The organism is Microbacterium sp. 05T445, assembly GCF_056395865.1.
In genome coordinates, this window is the sequence record NZ_JBFTKJ010000002.1 from 1 (window position 1) to 14,237 (window position 14,237).

Here is a 14,237-nt window from a genome sequence, read left to right on the forward strand (position 1 = left end):
GGAAACGCCCGGTCACATTCCGAACCCGGAAGCTAAGCCTCTCAGCGCCGATGGTACTGCAGGGGGGACCCTGTGGGAGAGTAGGACACCGCCGGACACCCATTACACGGAATGGCCACCCAACGCAGGGTGGCCATTCCGCGTTAACAGAGGTTCTCGAAGACAACCTCCAGAGCTCTGAACGTCAGGCCTTCTTCCGCAAGGTATTTTTGAACCTGGTCCACCAGGCGATACGACGGGAGGCGACGATGCCGGAGCTCTTCTCCGATGCGCCGGGCGCTCTCGGTCGCGTCGCCGTCGTGGGAGACGGCCGGGTCGGACGCGTGCTCGCCGAGCGTCTGCGCGCTGCCGGGATCGAGGTGAGCGGGCCTCTCGGACGCGGCGCGACGGGCGCCGGCGTCGACATCGTGGTGCTGGCCGTTCCGGATGCCGAGATCGCGAGGGCTGCGGCATCGGTGGTTCCGGGCCCCCTCGTCGGTCATGTGTCGGGCGCGACCCCGCTGTCGTCGTTGGCACCGCATGAGGCGTTCGGAGTGCATCCGCTGATGACGATCACCGGCACCGGACCGGGCGCGGACTTCACTGACGTGCCGGCGGCGATCGCGGGCACCACCCCGCGTGCTCTCGCCGTCGCGCGCACGCTCGCCGACACCCTCGCCCTGCGTGCGTTCGAGATCGCCGATGCCGACCGTGCGGCGTACCACGCGGCAGCGTCGATCGCGTCGAACTTCCTCGTCACGCTGGAGACCTTCGCGGCCGATCTCGCCGCGACCGCCGGCGTGCCGCGCGACGCGCTGGCGCCGCTCGTTCGCGCGACCGTCGCGAACTGGGAGGCGACCGGCGCTGCGGCGCTGACGGGCCCCATCGCACGTGGCGACGACGACACTGTCGCACGCCAGCGGGCGGCGGTGCTCGAGCGGATGCCGGACCGCACCGCGCTCTTCGACACCCTGGTCGTCGCGACGCGCGAGCTCGGCGCGACGCCGCGAGAGGAGGTCGCGCCGTGATCGTCGTTCGCACCGTCGCCGATCTGCGCACCGTGCTGCGGGAGCGTCGCGGCGGGACCATCGGATTCGTCCCCACCATGGGTGCGCTCCACGAGGGGCATGCCACGCTGCTGCGCGCTGCGCGCGCGGGCGACGACACGGTGGTGCTGTCGATCTTCGTCAACCCGGCGCAGTTCAACGAGCAGGCCGACCTCGCCGCCTACCCCCGTACCGAGGACGGCGACCTCGCCATCGCCGAGGCCGAGGGCGTCGACGTCGTCTTCGTCCCCGCCGTGACCGAGGTCTATCCGGCCGGATTCGCGACCACCGTGAGCGTGACCGGGCCCATCGCCGAGACCCTCGAGGGCGCCGAGCGCGGCCGGGGACATTTCGACGGCGTCGCGACGGTGGTGACGAAGCTGCTGCTGGCGGTGCTGCCGGATCACGCCTACTTCGGCGCGAAGGACGCCCAGCAAGTGGCGGTGATCCGCCGCATGGTCGTCGACCTCGGCATCCCGTCGCGCATCGTGGTGTGCCCGACATCCCGCGACGCCGACGGGCTCGCGCGGTCCAGCCGCAACACGCGGCTCTCGGCGGACGAGCGCGCCCGGGCGCTCGCGATCCCCCGCGCGCTGCGCGCGGTGACGGATGCCGCGGCCGACGGCGCCGCCGACCCCGAGGCGCTGCGCGCCCGCGCCCTCGCCGTGCTCGAGGCGGAAGGCATCCATCCCGAGTACGTGGCGCTCGTCGACCCGGCGACGTTCGAACCCGTCGCCGCCGTCGTCGCCCCGGTGCTGGTCGCGATCGCGGCCCGCGTGGGGAGCACCCGGCTCATCGACAACACGATCGTCGGCCCCGGTGCCGGCACCCCAGGAGGTCCGTGATGCGTGCACCCGTGACGCTGCAGCGGCTGGCCGAGATGAAGTCCCGCCGGGAGCCCATCGTGATGGTGACCGCGTACGACTACCCGACCGCACGCACCGCCGAGCAGGCGGAGGTCGACATGGTGCTGGTGGGCGACTCCGGCGCGCAGGTCGTGCTCGGGCACGACTCGACGGTCGCGGTCACCGTGGACGAGATGCTCGTGCTCTCGCGCGCCGTGCGCCGCGGTGTGAGCTCGGCGTTCGTCGTGTGCGACCTCCCGTTCGGGTCGACCGAGGTCTCGGACGAGCAGGCCGTCACGACCGCGGTGCGGTTCGTGAAGGAGGCCGGCGCCGACGCGGTCAAGCTCGAGGGCGGCGGCGAGGCCCGGCTCAGCCGCATCCGCGCCATCGCCGACGCCGGGATCCCGGTCGTTGCGCACGTCGGGCTCACACCGCAGACAGCGGTTGCCCTCGGCGGCCTGCGCGCGCAGGGACGCACCGAGGAATCGGCCGCCCGCGTGGTGCGCGAAGCGCTGGCCGTGCAGGACGCCGGCGCGAGCGTGCTCGTGATCGAGGCGGTGCCCGCCGACGTCGTCGCCGTCGTGCTGCCGGCGTTGCAGATCCCGGTGATCGGCATCGGCGCGGGGCCGGCCGACGGTCAGGTGCTCGTCATCCACGACCTCCTGGGTATCACCGAGGGGAAGACCGCCGCGTTCGTGAAGCGCTACAGCACCATCGGCCCCGACATGGTCGCCGGGGTCGCCGCATACGCGCGGGAGGTGCGCGGCGGCGAGTTCCCTGGCGCCGAGCACGGGTACGCCGCCACCGAGGTCGCCGTCGCCGCCGCGCGCGCCGAGCTCGACGCGCACGACCGGCGCTGATCCCGCGCGCCTGCCGGCCCACCCCTTCCGTTCGCCGGGAGAGGGGCGTAGGACGGAAGCAGGAACGATGTCAGGGAGCGCGAGATGGATGAGAACCCGTCCGCAGACGCGGACGAGACGGATGCCGCCGACCACGGTGAGGCGAAGGGCGCCGGCGGTGCCGAGCACCTCGTCGCCGCGAACGGCGTCGAGCACCTCTCCACGGCGGTGTGCTGGGAGCTGATCGAGGGCACCGCGCTCGGGAGGCTTGCGCTGGTGCGCGAGGACGGCGGACCCGACATCTTCCCCGTGAACTACCTCGCCTACGAGGGGTCCCTCTACATCCGGACGGCGCGGGACAGCAAGCTGCTGCACATCGCCCACCACCACGTCGCGGCGCTGGAGATCGACGGCGAGACGGACGGCGAGTGGTGGAGCGTCGTGGTGCGCGGGCCGGTCGACCGCGTCACCAGCGATGCCGAGCTGCGCGCCAGCGGCGCGCGGGGACTGCACTCGTGGAGCCCGACCCTCAAGCTGTTCGTGATCCGGGTGACGGCGAGCACGGTGACGGGGCGCCGGTTCGTGAAGACCGAAGGCCCCATCGGGCAGGCGCGGGCGTTCAGCGGCATCCCGCAGTCGCCGCAGCCGCCCTCGCCCGAGCAGCCGCGGGCCACGCGCCCGACGCCGATCCCGCACCGCACGCCGACCGGCGCGATGCCGATCATCCCGCCGCCGCCCGGGTGATTCAGCGGGTGCGGCCGAGGAGCGCCATCACCTGCACCAGCGTCGCGCGCGCCATGTCGTACTGCCCCGGGTCCTCATGGCCCCGGTACGAGGTCTCGATGATCATGACGAGCACCAGATGCAGTGTGTACAGGTGGCGGCGGGTCCGCTCCGCGTCGGTGAGCGGTGCCGCCCCGTAGCCGCGCATGAAGGCGTCCGAGTCGCCCCACCCGGGAAGGTCGGTGCCGACGAAGCCCGCCTCCATGAGCGGATCGCCGTACAGCGCCCGCTCGTGGTCGATGATCGCGACGATCTCGCCCTCACGGACCATGACGTTGCCCGGCCAGAGGTCCCACTCCACGAAGCGCGGCTCGGTGACCGCCTCCAGCGCCGGAGCGTGCTCCGCGATCGCGGTGCGGACCTCGTCGTAGCCCCACCCGAGGTCGACCCCGGCCCGCTCGCCGTCCTGCAGCACGTCTTCGAGGATCCTCGTGAACGCCTCCCGCCAGCTCGTCGCGGTGGGCGAGAGGAGCGGCCCGAACCCGGGGCCGACGATGCCGTTGAGCTCGCGGTTGAGCGCACCGAGGCGCTCGATGAGCAGGGCGGTCTCGCCGGCGCCGACAGCGCCCTCCTCCTGCAGGATGCCGAGGTTCGCCGCGTCGATGAGGGGCATCACGAACCAGTCGGCGTCGCAGAGCTCGCCGCTGCCGTCCGCGAAGTCGATCCGGGGCACCGGCACGGACGTCTCGTCGGTGACCAGCCCGATCGCCGCCCATTCGTTGCGCATCATGCGCTGCTCGTACGTCATGACGGCGACGTCGGCAGGCGGTGCGATCTTCAGCACCGCCTGCCGTCCGTCGCGCAGGCGCAGCCGGTAGGCGACGTTGAACCAGCCGTGGCCGAGCTCGGCCGCGAAGTCCTCGCCGTCGGGCACCTGGTCGGCGCCGTACGCGCGCTCGATCATGGCCTTCAGGACCGCTGTGGACTGGCGGTTCTTCGTGATGCTCTCCACGAGCGGTCCCTTCGCGCGTGGATCAGAGGGTCGCGGCCAGCGGATCGAAGTCCCCGGGCAGGGACCCGACCTCGCCGAGGGTGCTCTCGACCGCGACGTAGCTGTGCGACGCCGCGGCCTCCTCGATCGACAGCAGCGTGTCGAGCACGTGGTACCCGAACTCGCCGGTCGCGACGTGCGGGCGCCCGTCGCGGATCGAGCGCGCCATGTCGAGCAGGCCCAGGCCACGGCCGACCAGCACGCCCTCCTGCGGCACCTGGAGAATCTCCTGCTCGCGCACCGACACGTCGGTCAGCGGACGGGTGATCGTGATGTCGCCGCCGAACGTGTTCGGGTCGGGGATCACGATGGTGCCCTCGGTGCCGTTGATCTCGACGATGCCGTGACGCAGCAGCGGCGAGTCGGTGCTGTACAGGCTCTGCGCCTGACCGCCCTGCTCGAAGTCCATGAGCACCGACAGCGTGGACGGGATCTCGACGGGGAACTCCTGGCCGGCCAGCTCTCCGGACTTCACGGTGCGCGTCGGGACGCCCTGGAGGCCGAGGGCGGCGACGGAGGCGACCGGTCCGAACACGTGCACGAGCGTGGACACGTAGTACGGGCCCATGTCGAGCAGCGGGCCTGCGCCCTTGGCGTACAGGAAGGCGGGGTTGGGATGCCACAGCTCCGGGCCCTGCCACTGGAACGTCGTCGTCGCGAACAGCGGCCGGCCGATGTCGCCGCGCGCGATCGCGCGCTTGGCGGTCTGCACGCCCGGGCCGAGCACGGTGTCGGGGGCGACGCCGACGCGCAGGCCCGCGGCATCCGCCTTCTGCAGCAGTCGCTGCGACTCCTCGCGGTCGATGCCGATCGGCTTCTCGGTCCACACGTGCTTGCCGGCGGCGATGATCGCCTCGGAGACCTCGACGTGCACCGCCGGGATCGTGAGGTTCACGACGATCTCGATGTCGGGGTCGTCCAGCACGCTCTCGACGCTGCCGCCGCGCGGCACGTCGTACTTCGCCGCCTGGGCGCGGGCGCGGTCCTCGAGCAGGTCGCCGATGGCGAGCACGCGCACGTCGGGGAAGCTCGACAGGTGCGTCAGGTACTGGTCGCTGATGTTCCCGGCGCCGATGATGCCGACGCCGACGGGAGCGCCCGCCATCAGACGGCGACCTTCTCGTCGAGGAAGACGCGGCTCTGCTCGACGGCGTCGAACAGATCGCCGTCGAAGTGGTCGAACTCGACGATCGCGACTTCGAGGGCGGATGCCGCGGCGATCGCCTCTTCGAGCGGGACGACGCCCTGGCCGGCCGGAACCTGATCGGCCGGCGGGTAGGCCGCGACGGCCTCCGGGTCGAGCGTGCCGTCCTTGACGTGCACCGCGATCACGCGGTCGCCGAGCGTGCGCAGCAGGGTGGGGGAGTCGACGCCCGCGCGGGCGACCCAGTAGAGGTCGACCTCGAGCACGACGCGGGGGTCGAGCAGGTCCGCGAGCACCTCGAGGCCGGTCTTGCCGTCGAAGGTCGCCTCGAGCTCGTGGGCGTGGTTGTGGTAGCCGACGCGGATGCCGCGCGCGGCGCCGATCTCGGCGGCGGCGTTGAGCAGGCGCGCCGTCTCCTCGATCTGCTCGACGCGCTCCCAGCGGGCCGGCTCCGTGTAGGGGTCGATGACCGTGGTCATGCCGAGCGTCTCGGCGGCGTCGAAGACGACGTCGGGCGCCGGGACGGGGAGGGTCGTGCCGCTGCCGTCGGGGTTCACGAACGAGGTGGAGGCGAGGAACGCGTGGCCGGTCGGTGCCGCGATGCCGTTGGCCTTCAGCGAGGCGGCGAGGGGCTCGGCGCGGCGCACGAAGTCGTAGGGCTCGGCGGCGGTGAAGCCGCGCGAGGCGAGCTCGGCGAGGGTGCCGTCGAGGTCGGCCTCGAGCGCTTCCCGGACGGTGAACAGCTGGATGGATGTCTGGACCGGCATCGGTCGCGCTCCTTCGGTGTCGTCGGTGACGGGCGGGCATGTCGCGCCCGGTGGCGAACACGCTACCACCAAAAACCTCCATGTGGAGGTTTTTGCTCGCTATGATTCACACATGTCCGACCAGGAGCAGCCGGCGGCCCCCCGCGGGTCGTACGCCAAGGGCGTCGCGCGGCGTCAGGAGATCCTGGACCGCGCGATCGAGGTGTTCGCGAAGCGCGGCTCCGACCGCACCAGCCTGCGGGCGATCGCCGAAGAGGTCGGCGTCACCCACGCGGCGCTGAAGCACTACTTCGGCTCGCTCGAGGAGCTGCTGGTCGCCGTCTACCGCGAGGCCGAGCGGCGCGGCGACGAGCATCCGGCGGACCCCGACACGACCCCCATCGAGATGCTGCAGGAGTGGACCGAGTCCAACCGCGAGGTGCAGGGGATGGTGCAGCTGTACTCCACGCTGGTCGCGTCGGCGCTCGAGGAGGGGCATCCCGCCGCCCGCGAGTTCGCGACCGCCCGCTTCGCCCGCGTGCGCGGCGAACTCGCGGAACGCGTGCGTCACAACCAGCGCACCGGGCGCATCCGCGGCGACGTGGACCCCGATGCCGTCGCGGCCCTGGTCATCGCCGCCTCCGACGGCCTGCAGACCCAGTGGCTGCTCGACGCGGACGCTCCGCAGGACGCGGCGCTGCGACTGCTCGAACAGCTGCTGTCGCCGCCGGATGCCGCGGCCCCCGGCACCGCCTGAGCCCTCCCGCCATCCATCGATCGGTTGACATCGGTGTCGACTCGCCGCGCGACGCGCGCATCGCGCGCTGCGCGTGAACTGGATGGGTGCACCGCTTCATCGATTCGCTCTCGCATCGCCTGACCTCCCGTCGAGGCGCCTGGATCTCGCTCATCCTGGGCGCGCTCGCCCTGGTGGCGCTCATCGGCGTGTTCGGCCGCGCCGACATGGCCGCGGGCGGGGACGCCGTCCCGCCGCAGTCCGAGAGCGGGCAGGTGGCGGCGCTGGCCGACGAGTTCCCGAACGCCGACGACGAAGCGCTCCTGGTCGTCGCGACCCGCGACGACGGCGGGAAGCTGACCCCCGCGGACCTCGAGGCGCTCACGGCGCTGGTCCCCGAGCTGGACGCCGAGACCGGCGGCACCTCGATGGGCCCGCTTCCCAGCGAGGACGGCGAGGCGGCCGTCATCCAGTCCACCGTCACGATCGGCGACGAGGAGGATGCCGCCGATCACGTCGTGGACGGCCTGCGCGGCGTGATCGCCGACAACCCGATCGACGGCGTCTCGGTGCAGGTCACCGGGGGTGCCGCGTTCGGCGTCGACGTCGCGTCCGCGTTCGACGGCGCCGACTTCACGCTGCTGATGGTGACCATCGGCATCGTGGCGCTGCTGCTCATCGCGACCTACCGCTCGCCCGTGCTGTGGCTGATCCCGCTGACCGTCGTGGCGTTCGCCGACCAGCTCGCCGGCAAGGCGACCGCCGCCCTGGGCACCGCGCTCGACCTCCAGTTCGACACCGGCATCGTGAGCGTCCTCGTCTTCGGCGCGGGCACCAACTACGCGCTCCTGCTCATCTCCCGCTACCGGGAGGAGCTGATGCGCGACGAGGATCGCCGCGCCGCGCTCGCCCGGGCCTGGCGTGCGAGCCTGCCCGCCATCGTCGCCTCCAACGCGACGGTCGTGATCTCGCTGCTCACGCTGCTGCTCGCGGTGATCCCCGGCACCCGGGGTCTCGGGATCGCCTCGGCGCTGGGCCTGCTCATCGCGCTGGCCGCGGTCGTGTTCGTGCTGCCGCCCGCGCTCGCGGTGTGCGGGCGGGGCGTGTTCTGGCCGCTCGTCCCGCGTCCGGGGCGCCCGCAGCGCCGCGTCGGCGCATGGCGCGTCATCGGGGCCCGCGTCGTGGCGCGTCCGGTGCTGCCGGTGGTGGCGGGCGTGGTGCTGCTCGGCGTCATGGCGGCCGGCCTCCTCGGCACGCAGCTGGGCCTCAGCCAGGTCGAGCGCTTCCGGGTGCCCTCCGAGTCGGGGGTCGGCCTCGAGGCGCTCGGCGACCACTTCTCGCCGGGCGAGGCCCAGCCGATGGTCATCATCGCGGACTCCTCCGATGCGGATGCCGTCGCCGACGCCGTCGACGAGGTGCCCGGCGTCGAGCGCACGACGGCGGTCGCCGAGAGCGAGGACGGCTCGCTCGTGAAGATCCTGGCCGTGGGCGACGCCGAACCAGGCTCGCCCGAGAGCCTGCAACTCGTGCGCGACGTGCGCGACGCCGCGCACGAGGCATCCGCCGACTCCCTCGTGGGCGGACCGGCCGGTGCCGCCGTCGACGAGCGCGACGCGAACATCCGCGACTTCCTGGTGATCGCGCCGCTCGTGCTGCTGGTCACGTTCATCGTGCTCGTCGTGCTGCTGCGCGCCCTGGTCGCCCCGCTCGTGCTGCTGCTGGTCAACGCCCTGAGCGCCGTCGCGGCGATCGGAGCCGGCGCCTGGCTCGGCAAGGTGCTGTTCGGATGGCACGCGCTGGACCTCCAGGTGCCGCTGCTGGCGTTCCTGTTCCTGGTGGCCCTCGGCGTGGACTACACGATCTTCCTGGTGCACCGCGCCCGCTCGGAGGCGGCCACCGCAGGCACGCGCGCCGGCATGGTGAACGCCGTCGCGGCGACCGGTGGCGTCATCACCAGTGCCGGCGTCGTCCTGGCCGGCGTGTTCGCGGCCCTCGGCCTCCTGCCGCTGGTGACACTCGGGCAGCTCGGCCTGATCGTCGGCGTCGGGGTGCTGGTCGATACCCTGGTCGTGCGCACCCTCGTCGTGCCCGCGCTGTTCTCGCTGGTCGGCGACCGGATGTGGTGGCCCGGCCGGGTCCGCCCGGCCGTCGCTCCGCGCGACGGTGAGGAGCGTGACCCAGAGGAAGGAGCGGCTGCGGATGCCTCAGCTATCCGCCAACCCGTCGGCTGACGCCGGGCACGGCGCGCAGGCCTCACGGCCCTCCCGCTCGTGGCGCGGCCTGGTCGGCTCGATCCGGGTCGGGCAGTCCGTGATCACCGCGGCGCTGATCGTGATCGGTGCCGTGGGTGATCGCCGTCTCGGTGGTGTTCGGCGGCTGGTACTTCGGCGGCCTGCTGCTGAGCGAGCGCACCCGCGACCGCGGCGTGGCGGCGGGCTGGCTCGTCGGGCTCGCGCTGATCTGGATCGGCGCCGTCGCGATCTCGCCGGAGTTCGTGTGGCTGGCCTTCCCGCTGTGGCTGCTGGCCGGGTTCGTGCTGCGGATGCGGTGGGCGATCCCGTTCAGCATCGTCGTGCTCGCGGTGGTCATCGCCGCGCCCGTGGTGCACACCGGCACCACCAGCTACGCCAACGTCATCGGGCCGGTGGTCGGCGGGGTGTTCGCGCTCGGGATCTCGCGCGGGTACCTCGAACTGGTGCGCGACGGCCAGGAACGCAGCCGCCTCATCACCTCGCTCGTGAGCGCCCACACCGAGATGGCCGAGCTGCAGGACGAGCTCGCCCTCGCCCAGCGCGACGCGGGCGCCGTCGCCGAGCGCACGCGCCTGTCGCGCGACATCCACGACACCATCGCGCAGAGCCTCACCTCGATCGGCATGATCGCCACCGCCGCCGCACCCGACGCGTCCGAGACCTCGGCCCGCGCGTTCGCCCAGATCGGCGACCTCGCCCGCGAGGGGCTCGCCGACGCGCGCCGCATCGTCAACGCCCTCATGCCCGCCGAGCTGGAGGGATCCGCGCTCGCCGACGCGCTGCAGCGCATGCTGGACCGGCTCGCCGAGGAGACCGGCATCCGTACCGAGCTGCACGTGGACGACACCGTCCCCGCCCTCCCGGTCGTGGTCGAGGTCGCGCTGCTGCGCACGGCGCAGTCGGCGCTGGCCAACACCCGCGTGCACGCCCAGGCGGGGCGCGTGGTCGTGAGCCTCGTCGACGGCGGCGACAGCGTGCGCCTGGACATCGTGGACGACGGCGTCGGGTTCGACGTGGCGCGGTGGGAGACCCTTCCCGCCGGTTCGGGCGGCGGCTACGGGCTGCGCGCCATGCGGGAGCGCCTGCGCGAACTCGGCGGCGGGCTCGACGTCGAGAGCACCCCCGGATCGGGCGCCGCGCTGTCGGCATCCGTCCCCATCGTGGCGGGAGCGGCGCGATGAGCGGGCTGCGCGTGCTGATCGCCGACGACCACCCCATCGTCCGCGCCGGGGTGCGGTCGCTGTTCGCGTCCCACGACGACATCGACGTGGTCGGCGAGGCGGCCACCGGCGAAGAGGCCGTGGCCCTCACCCGCCACCTCGCCCCCGACGTCGTGCTGTGCGACCTGCGTATGGGCGAGGGCATGGACGGCGTGCAGACCACGGCGGCCCTGCGCGCCCTGGACCCCGCGCCGGCGGTCATCATCCTCACCACGTTCGATCGGGATGCCGAGATCCTCGGCGCGATCGAGGCCGGCGCCTCCGGGTACGTCCTCAAGGACGCGCCCGCCGAAGCCATCGTGCGCTCGGTGCGCGAGGCCGCGGCGGGGCGCCTGGCGCTGACCCCCGAGCTCAGCGAGCGTGTGGTGCAGGTGCTGCGCGCACCGCGCGTGCGCCTGACCGAACGGGAGCACGAGGTGCTGCGCCTGCTCGGTGAGGGGGCGTCCAACCCGCAGATCGCCAAGACGCTCTTCGTGACCGAGGCGACGGTCAAGACCCATCTCGTCCACATCTTCGCCAAGCTGGGTGTCGACAGCCGCTCGCGAGCGGTCGCCGTCGCCCGCGACAGGGGGATCCTATGACCGGCACCGACATCGATTCCGACACCGAGGTCACCCCACCCACCCGCCGCGAATGGATGGCGCTGGCCGTCCTCTCCATCGGCCTCGGCCTGATCGTCCTGGACGGCACCATCGTGGGCGTCGCCCTGCCGGACATCGTCGCGGACCTCAAGCTCGACCTCACCGACGCGCAGTGGGTGAGCAGCCTGTACGCGGCGATCCTCGCGGCGCTGCTGCTGTCGACCGGACGGCTGGCCGATCGATGGGGGCGCAAGCGGCTCTTCCTCGCCGGGCTCGTCGTGTTCGTCGCCGGCAGCCTCATGGCGGCAGCCTCGGACGCGGCGGGACCGCTGATCGGCGCGCGCGCGGTCCAGGCGCTCGGCGCGGCGCTCATCATGCCCTCGACACTCTCCACGGTCAACGCGGTGTTCCGCGGGCGCTACCGCGCCGCCGCGTTCGGAGTGTGGGGAGCGGTGATCTCCGGCGCTGCGGCCGTCGGACCGCTCGCGGGCGGCGCGCTCACCGAGTACGCCTCGTGGGAGTGGATCTTCCTCGTCAACGTGCCGATCGGCATCGCCATCTTCATCGCCGCGATCTTCGTGGTGCCCGAGACGCGCGGTTCGACTGCGGGACCGGGCATCGACGTCGACGGCGCGCTGCTGTCGGCGATCGGGTTCGGCGCTCTCGTGTTCTCGGTCATCGAGGGCTCGGAGCTCGGGTGGATCAAACCGGCATCCGAGTTCCACATCTTCGGGTGGACATGGCCCGCCGACGCGCCCATCTCCGTCATCCCGATCACCTTCGCGATCGCGATCGTCTCACTGACCCTGTTCGTGCTGTGGGAGCGTCATCGTGCGCACAACGGCCGTTCCGCGCTGCTGGACCTGCGCCTGTTCCGGCTGCCGACGTTCACATGGGGCAACATCACCGCGGGAGCCGTCGCGGTCGGCGAGTTCGCCATCATCTTCGTGCTGCCGCTCTACCTCGTGAACGCACTCGGCATGAACGCCATGGGCGCGGGCCTCGTCCTGGCCGCGATGGCCGTCGGCGCGTTCGGGTCGGGCGCCGCGGCGCGCCACGTCGCGGCACGCCTCGGCGCACCGGGAACGGTGCTGCTCGGACTCGGCCTCGAGGTCCTGGGAGTCGCGATCATCGCGCTGGTGGTCACGGCGACGACGCCCGGATGGGTCATCGCGCTCCCGATGGTGCTGTACGGGCTCGGCCTGGGCCTGGCATCCGCCCAGCTCACCGGCACGGTGCTGCGGGACGTGCCCGTCGAACAGTCCGGGCAGGGGTCGGCCACCCAGAGCACGGTGCGGCAGGTGGGTTCGGCTCTGGGCACGGCCTTCGCGGGCGCGGTGCTGTCGGTGACGCTCGCGCTGACGCTTCCCGCCGCGCTCTCGGCGGCCGGCATCACGGGGTCGGAGGCCGACAAGCTCGCCGACACGACCCGCCAGTCGGCAGGAACGACGATCACGCAGCTCCGGGCGGAGGGTTCGTCCAGCCCGCTGGGCGATCAGACGTCGAGCGCGGTGGACGCGCTGGCGGCAGGGTTCGCGGATGCCACCCAGTGGGCGCTGGTCGTGGCCGCCGGCTTCCTCCTGCTGGGCTTCGTGAGTGCCGTGCTGCTGCGCCGCGCGGCTCGCCGCGCCGTGGTGTGAGCCAGACCGGGGTGTGACCCGACCCCGGGAACTCAACCTTTCGATGGATCCCCTCCGGCCCCGCGGCGACGAGGCTGGAAGGAGATTCGAGAGGAATGCCATGCGAAAGCTCTACTACGCAGCCTTTGCCTACATGCTCGCCGGGGTCGCCTCCGGCCTGTTCTACCGCGAGTTCACGAAGATCAACGACTTCCCCGAGGGGCAGTTCACGCAGCTCGGACTCGCCCACACCCACCTGCTCACGCTCGGCTTCATCATCCTGCTGATCGTGCTCGTGCTCGAGAAGGTCTTCACCCTGTCGAACTCGAAGCTGTTCGGCTGGTTCTTCTGGCTGTACAACGCCGGTGTGATCCTCACCTCGGCGATGCTCATCTGGCACGGCTCGCTCACGGTCCTCGGCCAGGAGTCGTCGAAGATGATCGCCGGCATCGCCGGCACCGGCCACATCCTGCTCACCGCGGGCATGGTGCTGCTGTTCCTGGCGCTCGGCAAGGCGCTGCGCCCCGCGAAGAGCGCGCCGCAGGCCGTCGCGGCGGAGGCCGCCCAGGTCCGCTAGGCCGGTCGCGCACTTCACCCAGGGGACGCTCGTCGCAACCGCGGCGAGCGTCCCCTCTCGGTGCCGCCCGTCGCTCACGCCACCACCGGCGGATACACGCGTCGCAGCACCAGACGCTGCACGAGCGTCCACGCGACGGTGGTGGCGAGGTACAGCGCCGCGGCGAGCGGCACGAACAGTGCGAAGACGGCGGTCGTGAACTGCAGGACCCCCGCGAGCCGCACCATGGCGCCGCCCAGGGGCGCGGCATCCGCTCCCGCCGGCGGCCGGAACGCGCGCCGCGTCAGCTCGGCCACCACGACGATCACCGCGATCACGCCGCCGAACACCGCGAGGGTCGCGGCGGTCGCCGTGCCTGCAGCGACGACCCCGACCGCGCTGACGCCGAGCGGCACGCCCAGCAGGTGCTCCGCGAGCAGCGCGTTGGCGTGCCCGGCGATCGAGGTGTGCAGGAACAGCGCGTACACGACGGCGACCACGGGCGCCTGCGCGAGCATCGGCAGGCACCCCGCGAACGGCGACACCTTCTCGTCGGCGTACAGCTTCATCGTCTCGCGCTGCAGCCGCTCCGGGTTTCGCCGATGACGCTGCTGGAGGTCGCGCAGCCGCGGCGCCAGGCGGCTGCGTGCCTGCTCGGCCTTGGCCTGCGCGATGCCCGCGGGGATGAGCGCCGCGCGCACCAGCAGGGTGAGCAGGATGACGGCCGCCGCCGCCGCGGCGGAGCCGGCGAGCGGCTCGAGCAGCGCCGTGAGCCACATGAGGGCGGAGGATGCCGCGTCGAGGATCGCGGCGATGGGCGGGAAGGCGTAGAGGTCCATGGGGTGTCCGTTCGTCCGGTGTCGATTCGTGGCGTGCGGCCACGAAGGCACCGGCGGACGT

Annotated in this window: 14 protein-coding genes and 1 rRNA gene; 11 read left to right on the plus strand and 4 right to left on the minus strand. The window is 72.4% G+C overall.

What is annotated here, in order from left to right:
• From rrf to AC1DDU_RS09565, 5 genes are all read left to right on the plus strand, one after another.
• Positions 1 to 97, plus strand: a 5S ribosomal RNA gene (gene rrf / locus AC1DDU_RS09545); the annotation flags it as partial.
• A gap of 151 nt (positions 98 to 248) precedes the next feature.
• The gene (locus AC1DDU_RS09550; protein WP_477433493.1) at positions 249 to 1,007 is read left to right on the plus strand and encodes a DUF2520 domain-containing protein; all 759 of its coding nucleotides are present in this window, start codon (positions 249 to 251) and stop codon (positions 1,005 to 1,007) included.
• On the plus strand, positions 1,004 to 1,870 hold the full coding sequence (panC, locus tag AC1DDU_RS09555; RefSeq protein WP_477433495.1) for a pantoate--beta-alanine ligase: 867 nt from the start codon (positions 1,004 to 1,006) through the stop codon (positions 1,868 to 1,870). Before AC1DDU_RS09550 ends, panC begins: the two co-directional genes overlap by 4 nt.
• Positions 1,870 to 2,730 (plus strand): 3-methyl-2-oxobutanoate hydroxymethyltransferase, encoded by an 861-nt coding sequence (gene panB / locus AC1DDU_RS09560; protein ID WP_477433497.1) that lies wholly within the window; start codon positions 1,870 to 1,872, stop codon positions 2,728 to 2,730. Before panC ends, panB begins: the two co-directional genes overlap by 1 nt.
• An 84-nt stretch (positions 2,731 to 2,814) precedes the next feature.
• Positions 2,815 to 3,453, plus strand: a complete 639-nt coding sequence (locus AC1DDU_RS09565; RefSeq protein WP_477433499.1) for a pyridoxamine 5'-phosphate oxidase family protein — start codon at positions 2,815 to 2,817, stop codon at positions 3,451 to 3,453.
• A gap of 1 nt (position 3,454) precedes the next feature.
• On the opposite strand, the gene AC1DDU_RS09570 is transcribed toward AC1DDU_RS09565, so the two are convergent.
• The 3 genes from AC1DDU_RS09570 to AC1DDU_RS09580 are packed head-to-tail and all read right to left on the minus strand — an operon-like array spanning position 3,455 to position 6,394.
• Positions 3,455 to 4,444: a phosphotransferase family protein gene (locus AC1DDU_RS09570; protein WP_477433501.1), complete on the minus strand. Its 990-nt coding sequence runs from the start codon at positions 4,442 to 4,444 to the stop codon at positions 3,455 to 3,457.
• 22 nt (positions 4,445 to 4,466) lie between these two features.
• Entirely contained in the window at positions 4,467 to 5,588 is a 1,122-nt protein-coding gene (locus AC1DDU_RS09575; protein WP_477433503.1) for a Gfo/Idh/MocA family protein, read from the minus strand.
• The gene (locus AC1DDU_RS09580; protein WP_477433505.1) at positions 5,588 to 6,394 is read right to left on the minus strand and encodes a sugar phosphate isomerase/epimerase family protein; all 807 of its coding nucleotides are present in this window, start codon (positions 6,392 to 6,394) and stop codon (positions 5,588 to 5,590) included. The genes AC1DDU_RS09575 and AC1DDU_RS09580 overlap by 1 nt, the downstream gene beginning before the upstream one ends.
• A 112-nt stretch (positions 6,395 to 6,506) precedes the next feature.
• On the opposite strand from AC1DDU_RS09580, the gene AC1DDU_RS09585 reads away from it, so the two are divergent.
• From AC1DDU_RS09585 to AC1DDU_RS09610, 6 genes are all read left to right on the plus strand, one after another.
• A complete protein-coding gene (locus AC1DDU_RS09585; RefSeq protein ID WP_477433506.1) occupies positions 6,507 to 7,130 on the plus strand; it encodes a TetR/AcrR family transcriptional regulator in 624 nt (207 codons plus the stop codon).
• Positions 7,131 to 7,216: 86 nt separating this feature from the next.
• The gene (locus AC1DDU_RS09590) at positions 7,217 to 9,340 is read left to right on the plus strand and encodes an MMPL family transporter (protein ID WP_477433508.1); all 2,124 of its coding nucleotides are present in this window, start codon (positions 7,217 to 7,219) and stop codon (positions 9,338 to 9,340) included.
• Positions 9,341 to 9,447: 107 nt separating this feature from the next.
• Positions 9,448 to 10,542 carry a sensor histidine kinase gene (locus AC1DDU_RS09595; protein WP_477433510.1) on the plus strand — a complete coding sequence of 365 codons (1,095 nt, stop codon included), beginning with the start codon at positions 9,448 to 9,450 and terminating at the stop codon, positions 10,540 to 10,542.
• Positions 10,539 to 11,162 carry a response regulator gene (locus AC1DDU_RS09600; protein WP_477433512.1) on the plus strand — a complete coding sequence of 208 codons (624 nt, stop codon included), beginning with the start codon at positions 10,539 to 10,541 and terminating at the stop codon, positions 11,160 to 11,162. The genes AC1DDU_RS09595 and AC1DDU_RS09600 overlap by 4 nt, the downstream gene beginning before the upstream one ends.
• Complete coding sequence (locus AC1DDU_RS09605; RefSeq protein ID WP_477433513.1) at positions 11,159 to 12,802, plus strand: MFS transporter; 1,644 nt, start codon at positions 11,159 to 11,161, stop codon at positions 12,800 to 12,802. The genes AC1DDU_RS09600 and AC1DDU_RS09605 overlap by 4 nt, the downstream gene beginning before the upstream one ends.
• A gap of 100 nt (positions 12,803 to 12,902) precedes the next feature.
• Positions 12,903 to 13,358, plus strand: coding sequence for a DUF2871 domain-containing protein (locus AC1DDU_RS09610; protein ID WP_477433515.1), 456 nt, complete (start codon positions 12,903 to 12,905; stop codon positions 13,356 to 13,358).
• 74 nt (positions 13,359 to 13,432) lie between these two features.
• Here AC1DDU_RS09610 and AC1DDU_RS09615 read toward each other — a convergent pair whose 3' ends face one another.
• On the minus strand, positions 13,433 to 14,176 hold the full coding sequence (locus tag AC1DDU_RS09615; RefSeq protein ID WP_477433517.1) for a YidC/Oxa1 family membrane protein insertase: 744 nt from the start codon (positions 14,174 to 14,176) through the stop codon (positions 13,433 to 13,435).
• Positions 14,177 to 14,237 lie beyond the last annotated feature (61 nt).

Excerpts from the sequence above, each read along its gene's own strand:
- AC1DDU_RS09550 (WP_477433493.1), top strand. The coding sequence starts at position 249 with ATGCCGGAGCTCTTCTCCGATGCGCCGGGCGCTCTCGGTCGCGTCGCC.
- panB (WP_477433497.1), top strand. The coding sequence starts at position 1,870 with ATGCGTGCACCCGTGACGCTGCAGCGGCTGGCCGAGATGAAGTCCCGC.
- AC1DDU_RS09565 (WP_477433499.1), top strand. The coding sequence starts at position 2,815 with ATGGATGAGAACCCGTCCGCAGACGCGGACGAGACGGATGCCGCCGAC.
- AC1DDU_RS09575 (WP_477433503.1), bottom strand. The coding sequence starts at position 5,588 with ATGGCGGGCGCTCCCGTCGGCGTCGGCATCATCGGCGCCGGGAACATC.
- AC1DDU_RS09580 (WP_477433505.1), bottom strand. The coding sequence starts at position 6,394 with ATGCCGGTCCAGACATCCATCCAGCTGTTCACCGTCCGGGAAGCGCTC.
- AC1DDU_RS09585 (WP_477433506.1), top strand. The coding sequence starts at position 6,507 with ATGTCCGACCAGGAGCAGCCGGCGGCCCCCCGCGGGTCGTACGCCAAG.
- AC1DDU_RS09600 (WP_477433512.1), top strand. The coding sequence starts at position 10,539 with ATGAGCGGGCTGCGCGTGCTGATCGCCGACGACCACCCCATCGTCCGC.
- AC1DDU_RS09605 (WP_477433513.1), top strand. The coding sequence starts at position 11,159 with ATGACCGGCACCGACATCGATTCCGACACCGAGGTCACCCCACCCACC.
- AC1DDU_RS09610 (WP_477433515.1), top strand. The coding sequence starts at position 12,903 with ATGCGAAAGCTCTACTACGCAGCCTTTGCCTACATGCTCGCCGGGGTC.
- AC1DDU_RS09615 (WP_477433517.1), bottom strand. The coding sequence starts at position 14,176 with ATGGACCTCTACGCCTTCCCGCCCATCGCCGCGATCCTCGACGCGGCA.